The 25,490-nt window shown below is 43.2% G+C and carries 22 protein-coding genes, 1 pseudogene and 1 riboswitch; of the genes and pseudogenes, 9 read left to right on the plus strand and 14 right to left on the minus strand.

The window, feature by feature from the left end; translation table 11 throughout:
• Positions 1–163 precede the first annotated feature (163 nt).
• From QYT14_RS15040 to QYT14_RS15060, 5 genes are all read right to left on the minus strand, one after another.
• On the minus strand, positions 164–2,161 hold the full coding sequence (locus QYT14_RS15040) for a DUF4842 domain-containing protein (RefSeq protein ID WP_288325402.1): 1,998 nt from the start codon (positions 2,159–2,161) through the stop codon (positions 164–166).
• 267 nt (positions 2,162–2,428) lie between these two features.
• Positions 2,429–4,600 (minus strand): DUF4842 domain-containing protein, encoded by a 2,172-nt coding sequence (locus QYT14_RS15045; protein WP_288325403.1) that lies wholly within the window; start codon positions 4,598–4,600, stop codon positions 2,429–2,431.
• A gap of 160 nt (positions 4,601–4,760) precedes the next feature.
• On the minus strand, positions 4,761–5,567 hold the full coding sequence (gene lgt / locus QYT14_RS15050; RefSeq protein WP_237039934.1) for a prolipoprotein diacylglyceryl transferase: 807 nt from the start codon (positions 5,565–5,567) through the stop codon (positions 4,761–4,763).
• A 176-nt stretch (positions 5,568–5,743) separates the two neighbouring features.
• Positions 5,744–7,534, minus strand: coding sequence for a DUF4842 domain-containing protein (locus QYT14_RS15055; RefSeq protein ID WP_288325404.1), 1,791 nt, complete (start codon positions 7,532–7,534; stop codon positions 5,744–5,746).
• 118 nt (positions 7,535–7,652) lie between these two features.
• Positions 7,653–8,552, minus strand: a complete 900-nt coding sequence (locus QYT14_RS15060) for a diaminopimelate dehydrogenase (RefSeq protein WP_288325405.1) — start codon at positions 8,550–8,552, stop codon at positions 7,653–7,655.
• 174 nt (positions 8,553–8,726) lie between these two features.
• Here QYT14_RS15060 and ruvA point away from each other — a divergent pair, with 174 nt between their 5' ends.
• On the plus strand, positions 8,727–9,320 hold the full coding sequence (gene ruvA / locus QYT14_RS15065) for a Holliday junction branch migration protein RuvA (RefSeq protein ID WP_237039931.1): 594 nt from the start codon (positions 8,727–8,729) through the stop codon (positions 9,318–9,320).
• Between the two features lie 77 nt (positions 9,321–9,397).
• On the opposite strand, the gene QYT14_RS15070 is transcribed toward ruvA, so the two are convergent.
• Positions 9,398–10,228, minus strand: coding sequence for a hypothetical protein (locus tag QYT14_RS15070; protein WP_237039930.1), 831 nt, complete (start codon positions 10,226–10,228; stop codon positions 9,398–9,400).
• A gap of 17 nt (positions 10,229–10,245) precedes the next feature.
• On the opposite strand from QYT14_RS15070, the gene QYT14_RS15075 reads away from it, so the two are divergent.
• From QYT14_RS15075 to nrdG, 4 genes are all read left to right on the plus strand, one after another.
• Positions 10,246–11,748, plus strand: a complete 1,503-nt coding sequence (locus QYT14_RS15075) for an HD domain-containing protein (RefSeq protein WP_237039929.1) — start codon at positions 10,246–10,248, stop codon at positions 11,746–11,748.
• 5 nt (positions 11,749–11,753) lie between these two features.
• A complete protein-coding gene (locus tag QYT14_RS15080) occupies positions 11,754–12,392 on the plus strand; it encodes a hemolysin III family protein (RefSeq protein ID WP_288325406.1) in 639 nt (212 codons plus the stop codon).
• Positions 12,393–12,474: 82 nt separating this feature from the next.
• A riboswitch (cobalamin riboswitch) is annotated at positions 12,475–12,656 on the plus strand.
• 30 nt (positions 12,657–12,686) lie between these two features.
• A complete protein-coding gene (locus QYT14_RS15085; RefSeq protein WP_288325407.1) occupies positions 12,687–14,963 on the plus strand; it encodes an anaerobic ribonucleoside triphosphate reductase in 2,277 nt (758 codons plus the stop codon).
• A 6-nt stretch (positions 14,964–14,969) separates the two neighbouring features.
• Positions 14,970–15,428 (plus strand): anaerobic ribonucleoside-triphosphate reductase activating protein, encoded by a 459-nt coding sequence (gene nrdG / locus QYT14_RS15090; protein WP_237039926.1) that lies wholly within the window; start codon positions 14,970–14,972, stop codon positions 15,426–15,428.
• 513 nt (positions 15,429–15,941) lie between these two features.
• Here the strand turns inward: nrdG and QYT14_RS15095 are convergent.
• The 8 genes and pseudogenes from QYT14_RS15095 to tsaB form a co-directional block, all read right to left on the minus strand.
• Positions 15,942–16,049 (minus strand): annotated as a pseudogene (locus QYT14_RS15095) (transposase); the annotation flags it as partial.
• A gap of 551 nt (positions 16,050–16,600) precedes the next feature.
• On the minus strand, positions 16,601–17,941 hold the full coding sequence (rseP, locus tag QYT14_RS15100; protein ID WP_237039925.1) for an RIP metalloprotease RseP: 1,341 nt from the start codon (positions 17,939–17,941) through the stop codon (positions 16,601–16,603).
• 21 nt (positions 17,942–17,962) lie between these two features.
• Complete coding sequence (locus QYT14_RS15105) at positions 17,963–19,117, minus strand: 1-deoxy-D-xylulose-5-phosphate reductoisomerase (protein WP_288325408.1); 1,155 nt, start codon at positions 19,115–19,117, stop codon at positions 17,963–17,965.
• 6 nt (positions 19,118–19,123) lie between these two features.
• Positions 19,124–19,981, minus strand: coding sequence for a M23 family metallopeptidase (locus tag QYT14_RS15110; protein ID WP_237039923.1), 858 nt, complete (start codon positions 19,979–19,981; stop codon positions 19,124–19,126).
• A 27-nt stretch (positions 19,982–20,008) separates the two neighbouring features.
• A complete protein-coding gene (gene rimM, locus QYT14_RS15115) occupies positions 20,009–20,527 on the minus strand; it encodes a ribosome maturation factor RimM (protein WP_237039922.1) in 519 nt (172 codons plus the stop codon).
• Positions 20,528–20,531: 4 nt separating this feature from the next.
• Positions 20,532–21,836, minus strand: coding sequence for a UDP-N-acetylglucosamine 1-carboxyvinyltransferase (gene murA, locus QYT14_RS15120; protein WP_288325409.1), 1,305 nt, complete (start codon positions 21,834–21,836; stop codon positions 20,532–20,534).
• A gap of 19 nt (positions 21,837–21,855) precedes the next feature.
• On the minus strand, positions 21,856–22,479 hold the full coding sequence (locus QYT14_RS15125) for a DUF4290 domain-containing protein (protein ID WP_237039920.1): 624 nt from the start codon (positions 22,477–22,479) through the stop codon (positions 21,856–21,858).
• 30 nt (positions 22,480–22,509) lie between these two features.
• Complete coding sequence (tsaB, locus tag QYT14_RS15130; protein WP_288325410.1) at positions 22,510–23,199, minus strand: tRNA (adenosine(37)-N6)-threonylcarbamoyltransferase complex dimerization subunit type 1 TsaB; 690 nt, start codon at positions 23,197–23,199, stop codon at positions 22,510–22,512.
• A 95-nt stretch (positions 23,200–23,294) separates the two neighbouring features.
• Here tsaB and QYT14_RS15135 point away from each other — a divergent pair, with 95 nt between their 5' ends.
• The 4 genes from QYT14_RS15135 to nadD are packed head-to-tail and all read left to right on the plus strand — an operon-like array spanning position 23,295 to position 25,490.
• Positions 23,295–24,173 (plus strand): YicC/YloC family endoribonuclease, encoded by an 879-nt coding sequence (locus QYT14_RS15135; RefSeq protein ID WP_288325411.1) that lies wholly within the window; start codon positions 23,295–23,297, stop codon positions 24,171–24,173.
• Positions 24,174–24,743 (plus strand): guanylate kinase, encoded by a 570-nt coding sequence (gmk, locus tag QYT14_RS15140; RefSeq protein WP_288325412.1) that lies wholly within the window; start codon positions 24,174–24,176, stop codon positions 24,741–24,743.
• Positions 24,744–24,747: 4 nt separating this feature from the next.
• Positions 24,748–24,936, plus strand: coding sequence for a hypothetical protein (locus QYT14_RS15145; protein ID WP_288325413.1), 189 nt, complete (start codon positions 24,748–24,750; stop codon positions 24,934–24,936).
• A complete protein-coding gene (gene nadD / locus QYT14_RS15150) occupies positions 24,915–25,490 on the plus strand; it encodes a nicotinate (nicotinamide) nucleotide adenylyltransferase (protein ID WP_288325414.1) in 576 nt (191 codons plus the stop codon). Before QYT14_RS15145 ends, nadD begins: the two co-directional genes overlap by 22 nt.

The raw sequence follows: 25,490 nt of genomic DNA on the forward strand, positions 1-25,490 counted from the left end.
GCCATACCTCTTTCCGCAGGTTTGATTTTTATGAAAACAAGGAAGATGTCAAAACTTCCCTTTTATCGAAATCACCCTCGCTACAACTGTCTGTGGCGAGGGTGATTTTTAGTTTATGAGCGTTTCGACACACCCTTCTCGCAAGAAGGTTATCCCCCCCCTCTTATTTGGTCGGTGTTTTATACCAATCTTGATGTGAATCTCTATGAGCTCCCCACGCGCCAAAGTCTCCATATTTCTCATTAATCATCTGGCGCTCTGCCGGATATACCCAGTCTGTAGGAATACATAAAGCAAAAGGCACATCACCCTTTATAAATTCAGGGTCATCCTGTGAAATATAAACTCTTAAATCCGGGTTATTCTTTTCATAAATATAAAAGACTACGTCAGCGAGACTTTCTATGTTTTTTATTGTTTGTTTAGGCATCTCTTCCCATGTAGAAGGACCGGGATTGACTATTGTACCAGCCGATACCCCTAAAGCTTCATGCACACTGCCCCACAACACATTATCCCGACCATTTACCTTACAACCGACAGACAGTTCTTTGCTTGCTCCGGCAGCCGCCAATGCAACTGTGACCTCCTCATCTTTCACAACCGTTACTTTCAGCACCACATCGTTAAAATCATAGTCGCCGACAGTAGTGGTAATATCTTCAAATGCATAAGTCACAATACCCAAATCCGGTTCTACATCCGGTGCTCCATTCTCATACTCCGGATTACAACCCTGCGCATTGTCCCCGACTGTTGCATTCACCAATAATGCATGACCGGAGGCGGACCATGGTTCAAAAAAGTCATTTCCACATGTCACATTGGTAACTCCGCTCATTGTAAGTTCCCCCTTATCATCATCATAAGAGGCTCCTTCAACACACAGCAGCAAAGGCTTGTCCTTATCCTGTACGCTTGCATCACTGTTCAGCCGAACACTATTCTCAAATTCCAGACTTTGAGTTTTAAAGATACTTTTACCGGCCATATTTAAAGTTGCATTTTTTAATTTAGCACTTTCCTCACTAAAAATAAACCCACTATTATTAAAGATAACATCCTTGCCATTATTGCCTTCCAGTTCAAAGCTTTCACCAAGATATAAATTACAATTATTCTGAAGTTGATACCCTGAAGAGACTTCAAACTCATAACAAGTATAATAGCCATCATTTACCCATGTAGCACTTGATTTGTGCTCATTGGCGCCATCAGTACTATTACTATCTATCGATGTTTCATCGACCGAAAACCGTCCATCCTCTCCATTATAGAACTCGCCTGCTTTAAATTCAAAATCAGCTGCTACCTGCATTGCTCCATAGTTAATAAGCCTGGCTTCTTTATTCTGCATGCTAAACTCATCTGCGTGAATATCGACAGTTCCTTTATTATAGATAGAGCCTTTTAAAGTAAAGGTTTTGTCATTTTCTTCGGTTCTTTCAATATTTAATGTACCGTCGGCACATACTATGATTGTTCCTTTGTCAACTTTATCAGCGGTTAGTGTGAAAGTAAACCCGGACGTTATATACAATACAACACCGTCCGCAAAATTTATCTTATCTGTAGTCACATCCTCTGAGATGAAATAAGAACCAGCTTTCAAATGTTTGCCAATATCGCCTTTTGTCACTCCCTTAGCACCACTCGGACAAATAAAGTCCTTATCATTATCAGGCAAATTATCTATTTCAATATTAGTAGCACGTGCAGAAGCCGCACGCTGGGCTGTAGAACGTCCGAAAGCAGCTACAAACTTATCATTTTTAAGGGTTGCAACGGTCACCACAAAATCCTTATCCCCCATTTGGCGCATCACGTAAGCATATTGCATTGCTGATGGGGCATCAAATTTCAAACTCACTGTAGTACCGTCTTTCACCTCTGCCTCAGCAAGTATCCGCGCATCGTTGTCTGCCTTAAAAGGATTATCAGTCAATACTTTTACAGTATAACTAGCTCCGGTGTTCGTATCCATAGTGACATCCAAGGTGCGTACTGCCATCATGTTCCAATCTTGGTTAGGGTCAACGTCCTTCACCGGAAAGTTTTCTTTTGCTTCTTCCTTTACTCGTTCTGAATCGAACAAACTTTTATGGTCTGTGCACGAAGCAAATGCAGCAAGTACCATCCCTAGAATCAATAATTTCTTCATATCATAATAAGTGTTAGAGTGAACAAAAGTAAATATTATATTATTATAAAACAAAAATGAAGAAGGTATTTCACTGATTCTTAAGTTTTTGATTGATTTACCAATACTTTTGAATGAAATCATCCCATCTCGACACAGACCATCAACTTAAAAGGGCTAAAAGTTGTCAACATGACCGCTTTTAGCCCTTTTCTTCGAAATGGTAGTTTTTTATTAAATCAGCCAAATATATTCATTATCTATGCAGACTTATGTTTAGTTTTAAAATCACTTATCAGCATAAGGGTATTCGCCATTAGCAGCATCCCAGGCTGATTTGAACTCCTGCATATGTTCTTCATACCATCTGGTACAAACAGTATAATCTTGCACCCAGTTTTCAAAGTAACGATAAAGACCGGTTATCTTATTGCGTTCTTTCGGGAACTCCCAGTCACCGGGAATACAGAGGCCATAAGGAGGATAAGTAGATTCCGGACTTACCATAGAAGCAATATGTATTTCTATCTTATTTTCATCATATATATAAAAATCTCCATTCTGTATTAATGTACCGGCGATAGTGATTTCCTTTTCTACAGGAGCGACATTGGGACCACTGCCGGTATTTATTAAAGTTCCGGGTTCACATCCCATAGCTGTATGAACCTCTCCAAACAAATCGTTGTTTTTATATCCTACCCACAAATTCTTAGTTGCACCGGCCGCAAACAAGGCCACTGTTGCCTTACCGGACTCATCGGGAACCGTTACTTTCAACACCACATCATTAAAGTCAAAGTCACCGGCTTCACGGGTCATATCTTCAAAAACGTATGTATAGACTTGTCTTGCAACAGGAGTTGGAGGAACAACTTCCTGATGATGACCATCACTGCATTCTGTAGTAGGCAGCTCTATTTTGATTGAGTTCGAACCCGCAATAGGTTTATTAATAGGAAGAGGTAAATCTGCTTTAGAATTACTAAAATAATTATCACATACAATTGTCAAATTACCTTTATACTCATTATTAGAACCGCTACTTTCTTTATATTTTGCCTGCTCCATTATTAAATAAGCATCCTTCCCTGTAGTTGGTCCCTCTATTGTAAAATTAGAATAATATTCAGCCTTTCCGCTAACTTTAAAGATAGCGCCGGAGGTCATTAAGATACGACCTTGTCCCCACTCTGCCTCTTTACATTCCACATAACCGGAGTTTTCAAACGTCACAGAAGAGTTTAATTCAAACTCGCCATCACCTTGATGGTCAATTCCGACCAATAATTTACAATTATTCTGAATTTTAGCAGAACTACCTGTTATATCCATTTCCGTTGTCTTGTATTCGCCCTCATTAAGCCAAACACCTCCGCTGATTTCCGTATCATCAACTGCAACAAATGCATCTTCCTGATTATGGAACTCACCTTTTGAGGTAACTTTTAAATCAAGATCATTATCCATAGTACTGATCTTACCGCCTGCTGCATTAATAAATTGTCCACCACTGATAGAAATATCTTCTTTTTTCACATCGATACTACCTTCATTATAAACACTTCCTGAGCTCATAATGATACCACTGGTTGGAGCGTAATTATCTATTTTTCCATTTATAACTTTTAGTTCACCTTGATTATATAGATTTCCACCGGAAAGGTCTATACCACGATGCGTTTTACAAATTAAAGAGCCACCGGCTAATATACTAATAGATTCAGTCGATTTTAAAGCAAGAAAGTCATTATAGTAATATATCTGCTTAGAATTGCCTTTAGAGACTTCAACTGTTAAACTTCCGCCTGCTTTTATATAAAGATGAGAATTAGGTTCCATGGTTATCCTTTCGCAAGTCATCGGCGAATCTATAAAACAATTCCCGGTTACAGTTAACGTCATAATTTCCCAAACATCTTTTGCTGGTGAAATCTGTTTTGCATTGTCAGGACAATTAAAGGCATCGTTGCTCAATGAATAATTTATAGAAAGAGCTTTGGGTTGAGCATCGGAAAAACCTCGAAGACTTCTTGTTCCACTACCTATATTGACAGTAAATTTACCATTCTCAAGCACTGTAGGAATAACCACTCTTGAATAATCTGCAGATTCTTTTACCACAAACAAATAATCTTGTGCTAAAGGCATGTCAAAAGAAAAAGATTTGCTTTCACCATCCTTGATTGTCTGTTCAGATAATAATCGTGCACTATTATCAATATTTAAAGGATTATCGGTACAAACCTGTATTTTATAGGTTTCCCCCGTACCATCTTTTATAGAGACAGTCATATTGCCTACACCTGCCATTTCCCAATTATGATTAGGGTCAATGTTCTCCACCGGAAAATTCTCTTTTGCTTCTTCGTCGATGTGATGAGGGTCAAAGAAGTCTTCTTTCTTTGTACAAGAAAACAATACAGAGATACATAATAATAAAAAGATGCTTTTTTTCATAATAGCCTGTTTCAAGTTAATCATATTTCGTACAAAGATATGAAATATAAAAATGATTAAGCAAAGGAAAAGCCTTTAAATTAGCACATAAGCATCTAGTTTTCAAGCATTTATTTTCACTTGAATAATTCACCTATACTTTTGATTAATCTACCGACATCTACGCTTTGGCCGTTTTACTTTTATAGATGAGATACGCTCCCAATAATATCAAAGGTACGCTCAGCCACTGCCCGATATTCAAAGTCATATTTGTTTCTTCCACCACTTGCGGGTTCTTCATAAACTCCAATGCAAAACGTGAGCCAAAGAAAATGAGCAGACTCACCCCGGTAATCAGTCCCACACGATTCTGCAAATGGTATTTATGATACATCACCCATGCAGTGACGCCCGCCACCAAGCAATAGAGCATTTCATAAATCTGGGTTGGATGACAGGGCAAGCCTTCATATAACTGGTGCCATTCACGCGAACGCACAAACTCAAAGCCCCATGGTAAAGTAGTGGGATATCCATAAATTTCAGAATTCATCAAATTGCCAAAACGGATGCAGAAGCACACCACTGCAACTGCCGGAATCATTCGGTCGAACAACCACCAGACACTTTTCTTCGTCACCTTCTTAGAGTACCAAACGAGAGCGAGAATAATGGCAAAGACTCCTCCGTGACTTGCCAGCCCGCCTTTCCAAATTTTTAATATCTCAACCGGATGCACCGAATAATAATCCCATTCATAGAATAAACAATGTCCCAACCGGGCACCTATCACCGTGCTGACAATGCAATAAACAAAAAGTTTGTCTACCCAGTCATCGGGATACTTTTCTTTCTTGAAAAGCCGACCTACAATCTCATAAGCCAAGACAAATCCCAGCCCCCACATCAAGCCATACCAACGCACTTCCCAGCTGCCAACCTTAAACCATACGGGATCTACATCCCACAGAATACTAGCTATCATTGTTTTATTTCTTTGTTTATTATATAAGCGCAAAGGAAATAAAAAAATCCCTTCCCCGAAATAAATCGGAGAAGAGATTTTGAATTATATGCATTAATATCACATTCAAGACATGGAAGCACTATTTTTGAAGGGCCAACACCCTACAAATAACAGCCATATCTAATCATCTGCTTTTATTCTGTAACCACCTTTCCGGCATTGGGCGTTTTATACCAATCGGGGTTAGCAGACTGATTAGCCACCCAGTCGGTAAAGCCTGTGTAAGCATCCGCTATACTGGTCCGTTCTGTGGGCCATGCCCAAGTACCCATTACACAAATGGCCTGTGGAACTGCCCCTTTTTGGGGGAATGAGACATTTGTCTTCCCATTTACTACAATGCTGAATTTATTAGCATCGTTGGTCAGAGAAAAGTTCGGATCGACATTTTCAATATGCGCCAATGAGACATAGTCCTTGGTCAGACCGGTCGTGTTGACCATTGTCCCTGTGGACACTCCGAAAGCCTGATGGACTTCATTACAAATCGTTTTCCCATCATATTGCACTGAAGCAGGCAACATACCCCCCGCCGCACAAAGATATACTTCAAGTGCCGAAGAAGTGATAACTTTTGTTCCATCAGAAAATATTTGTCCTTTCTTCAAATGCTTGACTCCCAGCACCACATCATTGAAGTCAAAATCATCCGTATCTCCCAAATCTTCGAAAACAACCGTCCAGTCAAACTCTTCCTGGAATCTTTTGAATGACTTGAAAGGACCGTTTAACATAAATGCAAAGTCGTTCCAATCCACCATTCCACCTCGCGGCCAATCTTCAAAAGACAAAATATTCACGCCATCTTCCAGTCCGGAACCAAAAGTAGAGAAATTAGCCAGAACTGACACTTCCTTAAATCCGCCTTTCCCAGAAGCCACCGTATTCAATTCACCAGACGAATATAATTGATAAAGACCATTTATTTCATATCGACTGGGTTTCTCATTCTTATTACCCGGTATTAGCAAGTCATTGTTGCCGGCCCCCCGCAACAAGAAAAAGTGGACATACAAATCTTTTGGGAAAGTAAATGTCGGTGTCTCATCGCCATTCATACCATAATAGGTGAGATTAAGGGTCGCTCCTTTACCAAACTGTTTTATCCCCGGCATTAAAATATACTTGGGGGCAGCCTTCATAGCTGCTTCTGTATTTTCTGATGTATAAAAATACCCGACTGCCGTATTTGCCGAAGTTTGCAGTGACAATACGACCAACGAGATTTCGCCAGCATTGGTAGTCTTTGCCGAAAAATCATTTGCATATTTAGACAACACAGATTCCTTACCCTCAGCTTTATTCAACTCTTCAAGAATAGCCTGAGTATAGGGATACCCGCTCAAGTCCGTTTGTAAATAATCAACTTGGGCGCTCCCTATGTTTCCAAGGATTTTCCATTCATTAGCTGCATAATACGCATCAGCAAACCCTGTATAATCCGCGGCATTCAGCAAGTTAACTTTCTGCCTTGGTTGCGGACTTAAAGACTCAACCAAGCCTCTAGGATTCGCAACAGTCCGGAATACAACATCAATCCGACCATCATCTCCCACCGGAACAGCCAGTTCCCGATTGTTTCTGCCTCCACTCTTCACAGCGTAAACGGTTTTTATACCTTGAGGAACATCCATAGAAAAAGAAGAAATCCCTGCCTTCAACTCATAGTGAGCCAGATTATAATTTTTGACTCCATCAATATAGAAGAAATCGACCGATGCGTCTTCGTCCAGATGGACACTGACATCAGCCAGTGTAGCAACATTCCAAGTGTGATTCAAATCTATATCGCCAAACTTCTTCGTCCAATTCTCCTCATACTGCTTGTTAGAATTATCAGGATTATAGATATCCTTGTGGTCAGAACATGACGAAAACACCGATGCACACATAAAAAAATAAAAAACACGCCCTTTCATTGTCATTATTATTAAGTTATTTGTACTTTATTTACAAAAATACGCTATTTATATACAACTGAAAGGGGGTGTTTCATTCAAAGATGATAGGCATTTTATTCATCCTTGAACATTATACTGAATATTATACCAAATGTGCAATCAGTTCCTCACGGTCGCCATACATCAAATCGATAACCGGAACTTCAATCATTGTATAGCATCCCGGTTGCTGTCTCATCGTGGCACGTGCTACACATACCAGTACCTGAGCTGTCAGGGCCGGGTTATTAATCTTCATATCAAACTCAAACAACTGATTGTGAGTTTTGCCCGATACACCTTTACGAACCAGATTAACGCCATGACCTACATCATTCAAGTCGTCTACACAAGGTACTTGGATGACATGTGTCTCATCATTGACAAAATAGGGGTCGTTCTTGACAGCCGCTTCAACAGTCTTGAAATCCGCTCCTTCTTCCAGTTCCACATAAACCATGCGGCGGTGAATGCCTGTACCTACAGGAATAGTCATAGACAGCGCATCTTTCACACCTGCAATGGCACGAACGGCTACAGAGTGTCCCATGCTGCGGCCCGGACCAAAATTGGTATAAGTAATGCCTTTCGGAGCAATGGCTTCCAACAGGGTGCGTACCACCGAGTCACTTCCCGGATCCCATCCTGCCGAAATGATGGCAACGGCATTGCCTGCTTTGGCCGATTCGTCCAGCGAACGGTGAAGTGCGGTAATCTGTGTATGGATATCAAAACTATCTACCGTATTGATGCCCATAGCGAGAATCTCTTTCGCATATTTTTCTACGCTGCGAGTCGGAGTAGCCAGAATAGCAACATTTACATCTTTCAATTCTTTTATATCTTTAACTACAGCGTATGCTTCCAGTTCTGCCGGTTTGTTTTCGGCTCCATTACGACGAACAATACCTGCGATTTCAAAATCAGGAGCTGCTTCCAAAGCTTCCACTACATATTTACCAATGTTTCCGTATCCAACGACGGCTGCTCTAATTTTATTCATCTTTTATTGGTTTTAGTTTACTATTATCTTTTATTTAGGTGCAAAAATAAACATTTTGCCTCACTCTTTTGTTCTTCCAAACCTAATAATTTAAAAATATTCTTGCCTAACTTATAATTTAAAAGATAGATATCCTATTTTTGCAAAGAACTGTAAACTACAAACAAAAAAATCATGATAGAATATATTAAAGGAGACATTGCAGAGGTTACTCCGGCAATGGCTGTGATAGATTGTAACGGGGTGGGCTATGGAATCAATATCTCGCTGAACACTTACTCGGCCATTCAAAACCAGACACGTACCAAACTCTATATTTATGAAGCTATCCGTGAAGACGCATACGTGCTTTACGGATTCTCTACCAAACAGGAAAGGGAATTGTTTTTATTGCTAATCTCGGTATCGGGAATTGGAGGAAATACGGCAAGAATGATTTTGTCGGCTCTTTCTCCTTCCGAGTTATGCGGGGTAATCAGTTCAGGAAACGACAAACTGTTGAAGACAGTCAAGGGTATCGGACTGAAAACGGCCCAACGCATCATTGTCGATTTAAAAGACAAGATAGCCTCCTCCGGCATGGAAACAGTCAACAGTGAAATGTTTGCGAGTGCTGCCAATTCCGAAATTCATGACGAGGCCGTGGCTGCGCTGACTATGCTGGGATTTGCACAGGCTGCTTCACAAAAGGTAGTGGCAGCTATATTGAAGGAAGAACCAAGCGCCCCAGTCGAGAAAGTGATTAAGCTGGCTCTGAAAAGATTATAAAAGGGATAGTGCGACAAAGCATTTTGCTGCATCGGAAACCTCATGTGTTTATCGCTGCAGCAAAATACTTGAACTGCCTATTTATTTTCTTCCGGTTTGTCTTCCTGCATTTTGCGGGTGACAAACTCTATTTTCAGCATGGCTTCTTTTTTATCTTTCCGTATCTGTTCCATACCCGACAAAATACGCGCCAAACCGGTCAACTCGGCAATCGCTTTACGGTCATTAGGTTGCATGGCTGTTTTATAAGTCTTGTCACCAATAAACTGAAGTTGGATATTCTTGTCTTTATTGGCAACAATGAACCCGATAACACCGCCGTCATCCCCCATTTTATAATCAGCTTTTTCAATGGCACGCCCCAAATCCGTGGTCTCATAACTATCCTTAGAAACAGGAGTCTCGGCAAAAGTATCGCCCACACTAACTTTCACAGCAGCATGATGTAACTTTCCACCGGCACAATAAATAGAGGTAATAGACATCTCACCCTGTTCATTCACTTGTCCGCGAAGGAAAGAACGGCCGATATTCTTTTCTACCGTCTGTGTAGGATAGAAATAATTGCCTACTTCCTGATAGGCCGTATCTTTCTCCAATACAAAGTTACCTTTGACAGAATCCAACTGAGCCTGCTTCACCTGCATCATACTGTCCAGATAAACCAGACTCTTCTGCTGTTCCTTCAAGTCGACTTGCTGCATCAACTTGATTCCCTGCTTTCTAGCTTCAAAAGCTTTCGGATATAAAATGCGGATACTATCTATCTGCAACTTGGCTTCATTAAAGTTCTCTTGCTTCAATGCTGTTTCCGCATTTTGCAAATGCACTTGAGCCTTCTTTTCGCCGCCATCATCACAAGCCGCCAGTAATAAGGCAAATAATGCCACTAATCCTATCTTTTTCATGTATTTAAACGTTTTATATGAGGACAAAAATACAATTTAATTGCTTTACTTTCTCCTATCATGGACAAAAAATCGTATTTTTGCAGCTCTTTAAGATGAATATGGAATTGAAAGAACATTTTAATAGCAAAATATTTGCTCTAATTTCCGAAACAGCTGATGAATTGGGATTGGAATGCTACGTGGTAGGCGGCTATGTACGAGATATATTTTTAAATCGCCCTTCTAAAGATATAGATGTAGTAGTGGTGGGCAGTGGTATAGAGATTGCCCAGGCTTTCGGCAAGAAACTGGGACGTGGCGCACATGTCTCTGTTTTCAAGAATTTCGGAACGGCACAGGTGAAGTTCAGAGATACGGAAGTGGAGTTTGTCGGTGCCAGAAAAGAATCGTACAGTCATGACAGCCGTAAGCCGATAGTAGAAGACGGCACGTTGGAAGATGACCAAAACCGACGCGACTTCACCATCAACGCAATGGCGGTATGCCTCAACAAAGAGCGTTTCGGCGAACTGGTAGACCCATTCGGCGGAATGGATGATTTGAAAGAACGTACCATCCGTACCCCACTCGACCCGGACATCACTTTCAGCGATGACCCGCTTCGCATGATGAGGTGTATCCGTTTTGCCACCCAACTCAATTTTTATATTGACGACGAAACCTTTGAGGCGCTGTCGCGTAACAAGGAACGTATCAATATCATCTCGAAAGAACGTATCGCCGACGAACTGAACAAGATTTTGCTTGCCCCCATCCCATCTAAAGGCTTCATTGAGCTGGACCGTTGCGGACTATTGCCACTCATATTTCCCGAATTTTCGGCATTGCAAGGCGTAGAAGTAAGAAATGGCCGTGCACACAAAGACAATTTCTATCATACGCTGGAGGTGGTGGATAATATAGCCAAACATACCGACAACTTATGGCTGCGCTGGGCTACCCTGCTGCATGACATCGGCAAGCCCAAGACCAAGCGATGGGAACCCCGCATCGGATGGACTTTCCATAATCATAATTTCATCGGCGAAAAGATGATTCCCGATATTTTCCGCAAAATGAAATTGCCGATGAACGAAAAGATGAAGTATGTACAGAAACTGGTCAGCCTGCACATGCGTCCTATCGTGATTGCCGATGATGTGGTGACCGACTCGGCCGTACGCCGTCTGTTGTTCGAAGCCGGAGACGACATTGACGATCTTATGATGCTCTGCGAAGCAGATATCACCTCAAAAAATGAAGCGCGGAAACAGAAGTTTCTGGATAACTTCAAGCTAGTGCGTCAGAAACTAAAAGACTTGGAAGAGAAAGACCGCATACGTAATTTCCAACCGCCGGTAGACGGAGAAGAAATCATGCGCATATTTGACATGAAGCCTTGCCGTGAAATCGGCAGTCTGAAAAGTGCCATCAAAGATGCTATTTTGGATGGCGTGATTCCAAACGAACACGATGCCGCTTTTGAATTCATGCTGGAAAAAGCAAAACAGATGAAGCTGACACCTAAAAACTTATAAATAAATTGGCAATACACTACACTAAAGGGGAAGAATGGGCGAATGCCGTGTCACATGGCATTGGTATATTGATAGGTATCATGGGCGGAGGGTATTTGCTGCATACTGCCTTGCAAAGTGGAGACATGTGGGCAGTGAGAGGAATGTGGCTCTATCTGTTCGGCATGCTTGCCTCGTATATCACTTCCACCTGGTATCATTCCAGCCGGCCGGGTACCCGACACAGAGAAGTATTGCGCAAATTCGACCACGCTGCCATCTATCTGCACATTGCAGGCAGTTATTCTCCTATCATGCTGGTCAGTTTGCGCGAAGCAGGTTATTGGGGATGGGGAATATTCTGTTTTGTGTGGCTGTGTGCACTCGTCGGAACCACGCTCTGCTTTTGCAGACTGAAGGAACACAGTTATCTGGAAACAATCTGTTATGTAGCAATGGGATGCAGCATCTTTGTTGCCTTCAAGCCTTTATGTGACCATGTACCTTCCTTATTTATATATTGGCTCATTGCCGAAGGTATCTCATACATCACCGGTACTGTATTTTATTCTTTCCACAAACTGCCCTATATGCATTCTGTTTTCCATCTCTTTGTATTAGGTGGAACCATCTGCCACATGATAGCATTGTGGTACATTCTATAACGTCCCTATCATCAAGAAGTTATCCATTTCGGGAAACTTATTTTCGTTTTTTAAGAGAGAAGTTTTCCAAAATGTTATATCTTTGCAGTCGTCCAATGAAGGTGAAGTTAACCGCTCCGAAAAGGGAATGCTGTGAAAATCGGCGACAGTACCCGCTGCTGTAATTCTCGTAGAACCGAAACAAGATGCCACTGCGAAGCATTGCGGGAAGGCGTTTCAGGGGAGAGATAAGTCAGAAAACCTGCCTCATGGGACAACTAGTTCTTTTATTTAAAACAATTAAATTTTCAAACAATGAATTACGCTGAGATTTGTATCATCAAAAGAGATGGGAAGCGGGAAGACTTCTCTATCAGTAAAATTAAAAATGCAATCGGCAAAGCATTCCATGCAACCGGAATAGACAATGAAGAGAAACTTATTGCTGATATCACTATGCGGGTAATCAGCAATTTCACCTCTCCTACCATCAGTGTCGAAGAGATTCAAGACCTAGTGGAAAAGGAACTGATGAAGGTACGCCCTGAAGTGGCCAAGAAATATATTATTTACCGCGAATGGAGAAATACGGAGCGTGACCGTAAAACCCAAATGAAACATATCATGGACGGTATTGTGGCTATTGACAAAAACGATGTCAACCTCAGCAATGCCAACATGTCCAGCCATACTCCGGCAGGGCAGATGATGACCTTTGCATCGGAAGTAACCAAAGACTATACATATAAATATCTATTGCCGAAGAAATTTGCCGAGGCGCACCAATTAGGTGATATACATATTCATGACCTGGATTATTATCCGACCAAGACCACCACTTGCATCCAATATGACCTGAAAGACTTGTTCGAACGCGGATTCCGCACCAAGAACGGCAGCATCCGCACCCCCCAGTCTATCCAGAGCTACGCAACATTGGCAACCATCATATTCCAGACTAACCAAAACGAACAGCACGGAGGTCAGGCTATACCGGCTTTCGATTTCTTTATGGCAAAAGGGGTACGCAAGACTCATCTCAAACATTTGCAGACTCTGACGGATTTTTACCGCGAAGTGGAAGGCAAAGAGCCCAATGAGGATGCACTGAAAAAAATAGAAGAGAAAGCATTGGCCATGACCCGCAAAGACACTCATCAGGCAATGGAGGGATTCATCCATAACCTGAATACGATGCACTCCCGTGGCGGAAATCAAGTGGTGTTCAGTTCTATCAATTATGGGACAGACACTTCGGCAGAAGGGCGTATGGTAATAGAAGAACTATTGAAAGCTACAATTGAAGGCCTCGGCAGCCGGGGAGAAGTGCCGGTATTCCCCATCCAGATTTTTAAGATAAAGGATGGCGTTTCTTATTCGGAAGAAGATTACAAAAAGGCAATGGCCAACTTCGACGATGCCATAGCCGGCAACATCCAATTCGAGGCACCTAACTTCGACTTATTTCTAAAGGCTTGCCGTACCACGGCAAAAGCACTCTTCCCAAACTTCATGTTTTTGGATGCCCCTTATAATCAGAATGAGAAATGGGACGCCAATGACCCGAAACGCTATCGCTATGAGCTCGCAACCATGGGATGCCGCACACGCGTATATGAAAATGTAGCCGGAGAGAAAACATCTTTGGGACGCGGAAACCTGTCGTTTACAACGATGAACATGCCCCGATTGGCTATCGAAGCGCGTATCAAAGCAGAAAGCATGGAAGAATCCGGAAAGAAAGAAGCCATCGAACGTACGGCTAAAGAACTGTTTATACAAAGCGTTCACCAAATGGCCGAGCTTATCGCCGAACAACTTTACAGTCGTTACCAATACCAGCGCACCGCCCTGGCACGTCAATTCCCATTTATGATGGGCAACGATGTGTGGAAAGGAGGAGGAAAACTCGCTCCCAACGACCAAGTGGGCGATGTATTGCGACAAGGTACATTAGGCATTGGATTTATCGGCGGACACAATGCAATGATGGCTCTTTACGGTGAAAGTCACGGGCACAGCCAACAAGCATGGGATACACTATACGAAGCTGTATCGGAAATTAACGAAGTGGCTGACGCCTATAAAGCAAAGTACCAACTGAACTTTTCTGTTCTTGCAACTCCGGCCGAAGGGCTTTCCGGACGCTTCACCCGCATGGACAGACGCAAATACGGTAATATCCCCGGCGTAACAGACAATGATTATTACGTAAACTCTTTCCACGTAGACGTAAAAGAGCCCATTACCATTGTTGATAAAATCAAGCGGGAAGCTCCGTTCCATGCCATCACACGCGGCGGCCATATCACCTATGTAGAGTTGGACGGTGAAGCACAGAAAAATATCAAAGCCATTACCAAGATAGTAAAAGTAATGCATGACGAAGGCATCGGCTATGGCTCTATCAACCATCCGGTAGATACTTGTCATGCCTGCGGCTACAAAGGAGTGATTTATGACAAATGTCCGGTTTGCCAAAGCGAAAACATTCTGCGTATGCGCCGCATTACCGGATACCTGACGGGCGACCTCAGCACTTGGAACTCAGCCAAACGCGCAGAGGAACGTGACCGCGTGAAACACGGATAACCTGATATGAACTTGCTATTTACTTACCCCGAAACCATAGTCGACGGTGAAGGCATCCGCTACTCCATTTATTTGGCCGGATGCCGGCACCGCTGTCCGGGATGCCAAAACCCGGAATCATGGGCTCCAGAAGCCGGCACCCCATTGACCCAGGAAAAGATAGAAGCAATCATCTGCGAGATTAATGCCAACCCATTGTTGGACGGCGTTACATTTTCGGGAGGCGACCCCCTCTATTCTCCAAAAGAATTCCGTGCTTTGTCCCAACAAATAAAAGAAGCTACCGGATTAAACATTTGGTGCTACACAGGCTACACGATTGAACAAATAGAAGCCTCACCTTTGTTAAAATCAGCAATAGACTTTATCGATGTATTGGTAGACGGGCGTTTCGAGCAGGATTTATACTCTCCTTACTTAGAATTCAGGGGCAGCAGCAACCAACGTATCATCTGTGTACGATAACACAAAAGAAACCTAAATGGCCCATTTTCTTGATTTATATCATGAAAATGGGCCGTTTTATGTTTTTCGGCATGCGTATGCTTGCTATTTTCAAGAAAAGCCGTACCTTTGCAATGTGGTTGTGAAACTACCAGTTAAGTTAATAATGAATTCTTTTAAGGTATTAAGTAATAAGGTAAAGATTAGAAAAGGTATTAGATTTAGGTAAATAAAAAGAGATTGTTTTAAACAAGGATACTAAAAAAGGTATTAGAGATTAATTTAAGGTTTGAAAGAATTGCAAGTTTTCAGGAATTTAGTTTTATAGGTATTAAAAGAGTTGTTTTTTAAGTAAAAGAGCAGAGGGATAACAACAACGACAACGACGAGAAAGATGAAAAGAACCCCATATTTTATGAGGGGGGTTCTTCAAGACGTGGGCGGGTTCGAAATAAAGAACTATCGCTCTTTTTTTATTTTATCCCCTCTTCCATTTCCTCCTCCTTTCGGGTCAATCCGCCCCCTGTGGGCATGTCAAATCCAAGCAGATAGTTTGCATAATCTAAAAATAAAGAATGGAATATCCCTCACTCCTCTGAACGCTTTGATTTTGACGTTGAATGATTCTGCAAATGCATTAGTCCCGACTCAAGTCAAAAAGTGTGTGGGCTCCATATTGTGAGAAAATTCCAATATTACAATGTAAAAATACAGATTCTTTCAAGGCATTGTAAATGAAGTATATCAGGCGACCACTTGACCTGGTACCGGCATTGTAACTCACAGTTCACGCTTATCACCCACAGGGCTTTCAGGTTGATTCACAATTCCTTAACAATCATATCAAAACAAAGGGAAGAGTAAGCCGTGTCATAGGCTCAGCCAAGGCCTTTTAAACGGAAGATTATTACAGACTGCGGCAGTGGGCTCTACAGTCTACCGTAATGGGCTGTACGGTCCACTACAATGGACTATACAGTCCACTGCCGGAGACTGTAGTAATTCGACTTACGGACAGGCATAATCGAAAGGACGAAAAGGCTTAGTCCGGCTAATGAAACGAGTTAGGAAGTTCGAAACGTATGCGGAGGTACCCCCCTTATATGGCCCTTCTATCAGGATAAAAAATAATCCCCCGGCCGTCAGGTTAAACCCAACCACCGGGGGATGTATGAGGAAAGTCTTCGCCCTGTTTAAAACACGAAGCGCATGATGTCATTGAAATTAGCCCAAATAAGCAATGCAAATAACAAGAACATACCCACCATCTGTGCATATTCCATAAACTTATCACTCGGCTTGCGACGTGCCACTATCTCATAAAGCAAGAACAAAACGTGCCCGCCGTCCAAAGCCGGAATAGGAAGGATGTTCATAAAAGCCAGAATGATAGACAAGAAAGCTGTCATCTCCCAAAAACGATGCCAATCCCATACCGTGGGAAAGATACTTCCAATCGTTCCGAAACCACCTACACTCTTCGCACCTTCCTTGGTGAAGACATATTTCATGTCGTTCACATAACCTTTCAACGTATTCACTCCCAATTTGACTCCTGCCGGGAAGGACTCAAAGAAATTAAACTGACGGGTAGTGACCTTATAATCAAGCGGCGTGGAAATTGCTCTTACCATAAACAAAGAATCCGTACGGACTGCAGCTGTATCACGCACCCCTCCGTGCGAATAAACCAAGGAAAACTCGGCATATTCCGCTCCGCTGGTTTCGGCATCCGAACGGAAGCCTTCCAATTTTTCAGTAAATTCATTCCAGCTGCCGACAGGCATATTATCAACAGCTAAAATGGTGTCTCCTTTCTGCACTCCAGCCATCGCCAACGGACCACCGGCAATCACAGAATCCACCACATTCGGTCGCAATATATCAAGAAACATCGGTTCTTCTTTAGCAATATCCAAAAGGCTGATTTCGGGCATATAGATTTCTTTTTCCTGCCCGTCACGAAGCACAGTCACCGTACGCGCTTCGGCCACACTACGCAACATATCCATACCGAAGCGTTCTAATGGCTGTTCGTCGGCACGCAGCAAGATATCACCATCGCGGAAGCCGATTTCCTGAGCGCGTTCGTTAAACTTCATACCATAAGTCATATCCTGTAATGAAATATAAGAGTCTCCCCAATGGAACAGAATCATAGAATAAATGAAGATAGCCAAGAGGAAGTTCATCAGCACCCCGCCAATCATAATAAGCAAACGCTGCCATGCCGGTTTGGAACGGAATTCCCACGGTTGTGCCGGTTGCTTCATCTGTTCGGTATCCATAGACTCGTCTATCATACCTGAAATTTTCACATAACCGCCCAAAGGTACCCATCCGATACCATATTCGGTATCACTGTTCTTGGGTTTAAACTTAAACAAAGAGAACCACGGGTCAAAGAATATGTAGAACTTCTCTACTCTTACTTTAAAAAGGCGCGAAAAAAGGAAATGTCCCCCCTCGTGGATAATGACCAGTAACGACAAACTCATTACCAGTTGGAGAGCACGAATTAAAAATGTTTCCATCTAATTTTATTTATTGTTTTATTATTTACTATTTATAATCAGTTCTTCGGCTATGCGGCGTGCCTCTGCATCGGTTGCCACATAGTCCTCATAAGAAGGTTCCTTGATATAAGCCACTCTTCCCATTGTCTTCTCGATAACATCACTCATGCCCAAGAAAGAAATATTATCTTTCAGGAATGCAGCCACCACCACTTCATTTGCCGCATTAACGATACAGGGCATATTTCCTGCCTGATGCAGAGCCTCATACGCCAAGGCCAAATTGCGGAAGCGTTTGGTATCGGGCTGTTCAAATGTCAAGTCGGTAACTTTGGCAAAGTCCAGACGTTCAAAAGACGACTTCACACGCTCCGGATATGAAAAAGCATACTGAATGGGCAGGCGCATATCAGGCATACCCAGTTGGGCTTTCACTGCGCCATCTTCAAACTGTACCATAGAGTGGATAACCGACTGTGGATGAACCACTACTTCTATTTGTTCCGGGCGGACTCCAAAGAGCCATTTCGCTTCAATCACTTCGAAACCTTTGTTCATCATCGAAGCAGAGTCAATGGTTATTTTCGCCCCCATTTCCCAGTTGGGGTGCTTCAGGGCCTGCACTTTAGTCACTTGTTGTAACTGCTCCATCGTATAAGTGCGGAACGGTCCTCCGGAAGCGGTCAATATCACCTTCTCCACCGGAGTATTCATTTCCAGACATTGGAAAATGGCCGAATGCTCTGAATCGACAGGAAGAATCGGTGTCCTGTATTGATTGGCCAATGCATTAATCAGTTCACCGGCCACAACCAAAGTTTCCTTATTGGCCAAAGCGATGGTCTTCCCCGACTTTATGGCGTTCATGGTAGGCCGCAAACCCGCATACCCCACCATCGAAGCCAGAACGATGTCAATAGGTTGCGACTCTACTATCTGGCAAAGCGCATCTGCACCGGCATATACCTTGATAGGCAAATCGCTTAATGCCTCTTTCAGCTGGGTATATTTTTCCTCATTGGCTATCACTACTGCTTCCGGCAGAAACTTACGGGCCTGTTCGACGAGCAAGTCTACCCGGTTATTGGCTGTCAAAGCATAAACTTCGTATAAATCGGGATGTTCCTCTATCACTTGCAAAGCCTGCGTACCGATAGAGCCCGTTGAGCCTAATATAGCTATTTGTTTTTTCATAATCTGTTAAAATACAATGTATTTCGAAGGGTCGACGGCACGCCCTTTGTTCCACAATTCGAAATGAAGATGCGGGCCGGTTGTTTTTTCACCTGTATTGCCTACCAAGGCAATGGCTTCGCCCCCTTTCACCGTATCCCCCTCTTTCTTCAGTAACGAACCGCAATGTTTATACACGGATACAAAATCCTGTCCGTGCTGTATTTGTATCACATAACCCGTCTCTGCCGTATAGGTCGAGAGAATCACCGTTCCGTCTAATGTGGCAAGCACACTTTCATCGGGATTGGCCGCTATGTCTACTCCATAATGTTTGTTATCGGGGTCAAAGTTGGAAGACATCATACCGCGTGTAGGACGATAGAATATCAAGCCCGAAGCTGTGGGGTTATTATTGACAGCCGTCAGGTTATAACGTTCCGATTCTTCATATTGCTTACGGAATTCCTCTTCCTGGCGGGTACGTTCCATCAATGAGTCCGAACGGATAGCTGTCAGCGAATCAATGGATTGCACCGTGTCCACCTGTACCTTTCCGCTAAAGATATCCTGAATATTCATGATATACAACTGCTGCCGTTCCAGCATCTTCTGTAAAGAATCGGCACGCAAGGCATTGCTTACTATCTGGGCTCGCACCTCACTGTTCATATATCCGGGCAGGTAGTTACGCAGCGGGGTAAAGGCAATAATAATGGCGGCAACCAGAAAGATAACCGTCACGGCAGAAAGCAACCATGACAAACCATTCAGCTTGGAAACGTGGATACCCACCACTTCCTCCAGCGTATTTTCATTGGTAATAGTCAGTTTATACTTAAACTTAATATTATGCCAAAATGCTTTTCTTCTCTTTTTCTTCATTATTACGCGCGCGTACCTTAATATATATTATAGCAGTCCGTCGGGTACATCCACCGTCAGGAGTCTTTTCTTCTTATCCAGTTTGCGAATAAATTCTTCGTGGGCAGGAAGCAGAATTTCCTCTCCATCCTTTTCTATCGCAAAAAGCACATTCATTGTACTGTCATCCACCGCCACAATCTCACCCAAATCGCCATGACGGACATCCTTCACCTTAAATCCGATAAAGAAGTTCCAAGTGGGGATATCGTCCGTCTCATCGTCCTCCTCCACATATTTCTTGGGAAAATAAACTTCCACATTCGTAAACATACGGGCCTTTTCGGATGTATCCACTCCCTCCAGTTTCACCAAAGCGGTAGTGTCGGAGCGGAAACGGTATTCTTCGATAAAGAACGGAACGAAAATGCCATCAAGCAGGCATACCAGATATTCACAATCCACACGGTCGAATATATCGTCCGTAAAGGTAAAAGAAAGTTCTCCCTTTACTCCGTGAGGTTTATTAAAAAGCCCTATCTTAAAAACTTCGTTTTTCTTAATCATAACTTTAAATTCTTGTGATTCGCGCTCCCAAGGCATTCAATCGCTGTTCTATATTCTGATATCCCCGGTCTATCTGTTCTATATTGTGAATGCGGCTGATACCGTCGGCACTCATTGCCGCAATCAACAAAGCGATACCCGCACGTATATCAGGCGAAGTCATGTTTCCGCCGCGCAACTGAAAACCACGGTCATGGCCGATAACCACTGCACGGTGAGGGTCACACAATATAATCTGAGCCCCCATATCTATCAGTTTATCTACAAAGAACAATCGACTTTCGAACATCTTCTGGTGAATCAGCACACTGCCTTTTGCCTGCGTAGCCACTACCAGCATCACACTCAGCAAGTCGGGTGTCAGTCCGGGCCAAGTAGCATCGGCAATCGTCATGATGGAACCGTCGATAAACGACTCTATCTGATAGTGCTCCTGTTCGGGAATAAACAAATCATCCCCACGCTGCTCTACCCTAATACCCAAACGGCGGAAACTCTCGGGAATGATACCCAGGTTTTCATGAGATACATTCTTTATGGTAAGTTCACTGCCGGTCATGGCCGCCATACCAATAAAACTGCCTACTTCAATCATATCAGGCAACACCGTATGACTGCATCCATGCAATGATTCCACTCCCTCGATGGTGAGCAAATTAGAAGCGATGCCCGTTATCTTTGCCCCCATGCAGTTCAGCATACGGCAAAGTTGTTGCACATAAGGTTCACAAGCGGCATTATAGATAGTAGTCTTGCCTTTTGCCAGAACCGCTGCCATCACAATATTGGCAGTACCGGTCACCGAAGCCTCATCCAGCAGCATAGACGCCCCTTTCAGTTCTTTAGCTCCGATAGTAAAAATGCTGCGTTCGTCGTCATAATCAAAGCAGGCCCCCAACTTCTGAATGCCGATAAAGTGAGTATCCAGACGGCGGCGGCCTATCTTATCCCCTCCGGGTTTTGATATCAGTGCTTTGCCGAAACGCGCCACTAACGGACCAACCAGCATGACCGATCCACGCAAGCTGGAGCACTTTTTCAGAAAGTCATCACTCTCCAGATAGTTCAAATCCACCGAGTCGGCCTTGAAAGTATAAGAATCAATCCCTGTTTTCGATACCTTGACCCCCATTTCACGCAATAACTGAATCAAGTTATTCACGTCCAGAATGTCGGGAATGTTATTCACTGTAACTTCTTCAGAAGTCAATAATGTGGCACAAAGAATTTGCAGAACCTCATTCTTAGCGCCTTGCGGATGAATTTCGCCGTGTAGCTTATGTCCACCTTCTATTACAAACGAAGCCATGATATCGAAGTTTTAAGAATTAATATTTTCTTCTCTGATTATTATTCTGTTGCATTCTGCGCTGTCCGTTGTTTTGCTGTGGCCTGCGCTGAACATACGTGCGTTGTCCGCACAGCTGCAAGTCATCGGGAGACAGGTTGATAGCTCCCTGGGAATATTCACGAAGATCGTCCAGTATCTTCTGGTCTTCCACACTATCTTTATTCCAGTTGACAAAGCACTTTTTCATTTGATTGGCAATCAATGAAATCAGATGCTTTCTATCTTCCCCTTCGGGATACTCCACCGCTTTTTTCACCATATTCTCCAATATGTGTCCATAATGGCGGTAACGGATGCGTTTCTGCGGATAAGCCAATACCTCCGGTTTCACTTCAAGGCTTTCTTTCTTCACTATTTCGTAAGGATAATCAATATCCAGTTTGAAATCGGACATGATAGCCAAATGGTCCCACAGCTTATGTTTAAAATCGGGCACATCGCGCAGATGCGGAAACATACCGCCCATGATATTAATAATTGTATTGGCGCAACGCTGGCGTTCAGCTTTATTTTCGATGGTAAGAGCATGGTCTACCATGTTCTGCACACTTCTTCCATATTCGGGAAGGGGTAATCTTCGTTGTTGGGTATTATACTCCATGTATATAAATATATGATTTTGATTTATAAATTATAAAAGCTTCTTGGGTTTAGAAGCAACAAACTCTTTCAAATAGAAAGGTTCAAAGTATGCCACATCCTCGAAGTCCTGTTTCGCAATCGCTTTCTCAGCCAATGGGAACATCCATTTTGCCAATGGGTAGATTTCATCGATAAAGTGTGCATTGGGGTGTGTAATCTTCTCACGGCACTTGGCGGCTCCGTTGCCGAAGAAATAAACAGGATGTTCATCCAGGAACTCCAGATAGGAATTCTCATCTACTATGTCGGCCGCTATTTCACGCTTCACTTCCAGTGCACGGTCATAAACGGCGGCATACACTTCCATGCGGCGTGCGTCTATCATCGGACAAAGCAATGCGTCTTCGGGCAAGTCATGATACAACAAGACCGGTACACACAACACCTCCAACGTATGAAGCCCTACGAGTGGCAGATTACGTCCGTAACAAACACCCTTCGCCATAGAGACGCCGATGCGCAGACCGGTGTATGAACCGGGACCGCAACTGACGGCTACTGCATCCAACGGCAGACCGCGGCTGTCCACAAACGATAACGCCTCATCTACAAACACGCCCAACTGAACAGCATGTGAAGGTCCCTTCAAGTCCTCTTTGGAGAACACCGCCAGCCCATCTTCGCTAACGGCAACAGAGCAGGCCTCTGTTGATGTTTCAATATGCAAAATACACGACATAATGCTATACTTATATAATATAATGTGCAAATATACACTTTTATTTATACTTCATTTCCATAAAAACACTACTTTTGCAAAAAAACACATTAGTTATGATACAATCAATGACCGGATACGGCAAAGCAACTGTCGCATTCGGAGATAAAAAAATTAACGTAGAGATTAAATCACTGAATAGCAAGGCTATGGATTTATCAACACGCATTGCACCACTGTACCGCGAAAAGGAAATAGAAATTCGCAACATGATTTCCAAATCACTGGAACGGGGAAAGGTGGATTTCAGTTTATGGATAGAGAAAGAGGTGTCCGATACAGCTGCACAAATCAATATCGGACTGGCACAGAGCTATGACAAACAGATGAGAACCTTAGCCGAAGCACTCGGATACACATACCCGCCGACAGATTACATGTCTACCTTGCTCCGTATGCCGGACATCATGAGCAAAGACGATGCACAGGAACTGTCTGAAGAAGAATGGGAAGCGGTGCGCAAGGTGGTGGAAGAAGCTATCGCTCATCTGGTAGATTTCCGCAAGCAGGAAGGTGCGGCACTCGAAAAGAAATTCAATGAGAAAATCGACAACATCGAACGTTTGTTGAAGTCTATCGAGCCGTATGAGACGGAGCGTGTGACAAAAATCCGTGAGCGCATTACGGATGCACTCGAAAAGACCATCAACGTGGACTATGACAAGAACCGCCTGGAACAAGAGTTGATTTACTATATTGAGAAACTTGATATCAACGAAGAGAAACAGCGTCTGTCCAACCACCTGAATTATTTCCGCGAGACAATGGCAGGCGGCCACGGACAAGGCAAAAAGCTCGGTTTCATCGCCCAAGAAATGGGACGTGAAATAAACACCACGGGCAGCAAGTCCAACCATGCAGAGATGCAGAACATCGTAGTGCAGATGAAGGACGAGTTGGAACAAATCAAAGAACAAGTATTAAACGTTATGTAAATGAGAAAAGGTAAGCTTATCATATTTTCAGCCCCTTCCGGTTCCGGCAAATCGACGATTATCAATTATTTGCTGACACAGGACCTGAATCTGGCATTTTCTATCTCTGCCACCAGCCGTCCGCCCCGCGGCACAGAGCAGCACGGAGTGGAGTACTTTTTCCTCACCCCCGAAGAGTTCAAGCAGCGCATTGCCAACAATGAGTTTCTGGAATACGAAGAAGTGTACGAGAACCGTTTTTACGGCACACTGAAAGCGCAGGTGGAGAAGCAGTTGGAAGCCGGACAAAATGTGGTTTTCGATGTAGATGTAGTAGGCGGTTGCAACATTAAAAAGTTTTACGGTGAACAGGCTTTATCACTTTTCATCCAACCTCCCGGCATAGAAGAACTTCGCAACAGACTGGTAGGCCGGGGGACAGACGCACCGGAAGTGATTGAAAGCCGCATTGCCAAAGCAGAGTTTGAACTGAGCTTTGCCGACAAGTTTGATGTGGTAATCGTAAACGACGAGTTGGAGAAAGCCAAAGCAGAGACATTGAAAGTAATTCAAGACTTTATTGCAAAATAAACAGATGATAATCAAAGACCCCAAAAGATTAGCCCTACGGATGATGATACTCTGTGTCATTATCGGGCTGACCGCCTTGGCCGTGGCTGTAATGGCCATCTCCATGCAGAAACATATCATTGCCGGCATTATGGTTATCGTTGCCATCATACAGATTTGGAACTTTAAAGTATGGCAAAAGAGAACAAAATAAGAACAGGAATATTCGGAGGTTCATTCAATCCTATTCACATCGGGCATTTAGCTTTGGCCAATTACCTTTGTGAATATGGTGAACTGGACGAAATATGGTTTCTGGTTTCTCCACACAATCCTTTAAAGGAACAAACGGATTTATGGGATGACAGTCTGCGGCTGGAGTTAGTGCAACTTGCCATCGCAGATTATCCCAAATTCCGCGCTTCTGATTTTGAGTTCCATCTTCCCCGCCCTTCTTATATGATACATACGCTCGATGCTTTACAGTCCGCCCATCCCGAGCGTGAGTTTACGCTTATTATCGGGGCTGATAATTGGGCTATCTTTCCGCGTTGGTATCACTCCGACGAAATAGTACAACGCCATCGGATTATGATTTATCCGCGCCCCGGATACACGATTGATTCCTCCCTGCTTCCTCCCTCGGTACAGCTGGTCGATACTCCTTTATTGGAAATAAGTTCTACTTTTATCCGCCGGGCTTTGGCGGAAGGGAAAGATGTAAGGTATTTCCTGCATCCGGCGGTCAATGAACGGATTACGAGATAG

The organism is uncultured Phocaeicola sp., assembly GCF_948499155.1.
In the GTDB taxonomy this organism is placed as follows: domain Bacteria; phylum Bacteroidota; class Bacteroidia; order Bacteroidales; family Bacteroidaceae; genus Phocaeicola; species Phocaeicola faecalis.

What these genes read in the sequence shown, in the direction of transcription:
- rimM (WP_237039922.1), bottom strand. Translation starts at nt 20,527, where the DNA reads ATGATTAAGAAAAACGAAGTTTTTAAGATAGGGCTTTTTAATAAACCT.
- murA (WP_288325409.1), bottom strand. Translation starts at nt 21,836, where the DNA reads ATGGCTTCGTTTGTAATAGAAGGTGGACATAAGCTACACGGCGAAATT.
- QYT14_RS15075 (WP_237039929.1), top strand. Translation starts at nt 10,246, where the DNA reads ATGAGGACAAAAATACAATTTAATTGCTTTACTTTCTCCTATCATGGA.
- QYT14_RS15105 (WP_288325408.1), bottom strand. Translation starts at nt 19,117, where the DNA reads ATGAAAAAACAAATAGCTATATTAGGCTCAACGGGCTCTATCGGTACG.
- QYT14_RS15135 (WP_288325411.1), top strand. Translation starts at nt 23,295, where the DNA reads ATGATACAATCAATGACCGGATACGGCAAAGCAACTGTCGCATTCGGA.
- QYT14_RS15060 (WP_288325405.1), bottom strand. Translation starts at nt 8,552, where the DNA reads ATGAATAAAATTAGAGCAGCCGTCGTTGGATACGGAAACATTGGTAAA.
- QYT14_RS15040 (WP_288325402.1), bottom strand. Translation starts at nt 2,161, where the DNA reads ATGAAGAAATTATTGATTCTAGGGATGGTACTTGCTGCATTTGCTTCG.
- QYT14_RS15125 (WP_237039920.1), bottom strand. Translation starts at nt 22,479, where the DNA reads ATGGAGTATAATACCCAACAACGAAGATTACCCCTTCCCGAATATGGA.
- QYT14_RS15110 (WP_237039923.1), bottom strand. Translation starts at nt 19,981, where the DNA reads ATGAAGAAAAAGAGAAGAAAAGCATTTTGGCATAATATTAAGTTTAAG.
- QYT14_RS15045 (WP_288325403.1), bottom strand. Translation starts at nt 4,600, where the DNA reads ATGAAAAAAAGCATCTTTTTATTATTATGTATCTCTGTATTGTTTTCT.
- nrdG (WP_237039926.1), top strand. Translation starts at nt 14,970, where the DNA reads ATGAACTTGCTATTTACTTACCCCGAAACCATAGTCGACGGTGAAGGC.
- nadD (WP_288325414.1), top strand. Translation starts at nt 24,915, where the DNA reads ATGGCAAAAGAGAACAAAATAAGAACAGGAATATTCGGAGGTTCATTC.
- lgt (WP_237039934.1), bottom strand. Translation starts at nt 5,567, where the DNA reads ATGATAGCTAGTATTCTGTGGGATGTAGATCCCGTATGGTTTAAGGTT.
- QYT14_RS15070 (WP_237039930.1), bottom strand. Translation starts at nt 10,228, where the DNA reads ATGAAAAAGATAGGATTAGTGGCATTATTTGCCTTATTACTGGCGGCT.
- QYT14_RS15055 (WP_288325404.1), bottom strand. Translation starts at nt 7,534, where the DNA reads ATGACAATGAAAGGGCGTGTTTTTTATTTTTTTATGTGTGCATCGGTG.
- QYT14_RS15085 (WP_288325407.1), top strand. Translation starts at nt 12,687, where the DNA reads ATGAATTACGCTGAGATTTGTATCATCAAAAGAGATGGGAAGCGGGAA.
- gmk (WP_288325412.1), top strand. Translation starts at nt 24,174, where the DNA reads ATGAGAAAAGGTAAGCTTATCATATTTTCAGCCCCTTCCGGTTCCGGC.
- ruvA (WP_237039931.1), top strand. Translation starts at nt 8,727, where the DNA reads ATGATAGAATATATTAAAGGAGACATTGCAGAGGTTACTCCGGCAATG.
- QYT14_RS15145 (WP_288325413.1), top strand. Translation starts at nt 24,748, where the DNA reads ATGATAATCAAAGACCCCAAAAGATTAGCCCTACGGATGATGATACTC.
- rseP (WP_237039925.1), bottom strand. Translation starts at nt 17,941, where the DNA reads ATGGAAACATTTTTAATTCGTGCTCTCCAACTGGTAATGAGTTTGTCG.
- tsaB (WP_288325410.1), bottom strand. Translation starts at nt 23,199, where the DNA reads ATGTCGTGTATTTTGCATATTGAAACATCAACAGAGGCCTGCTCTGTT.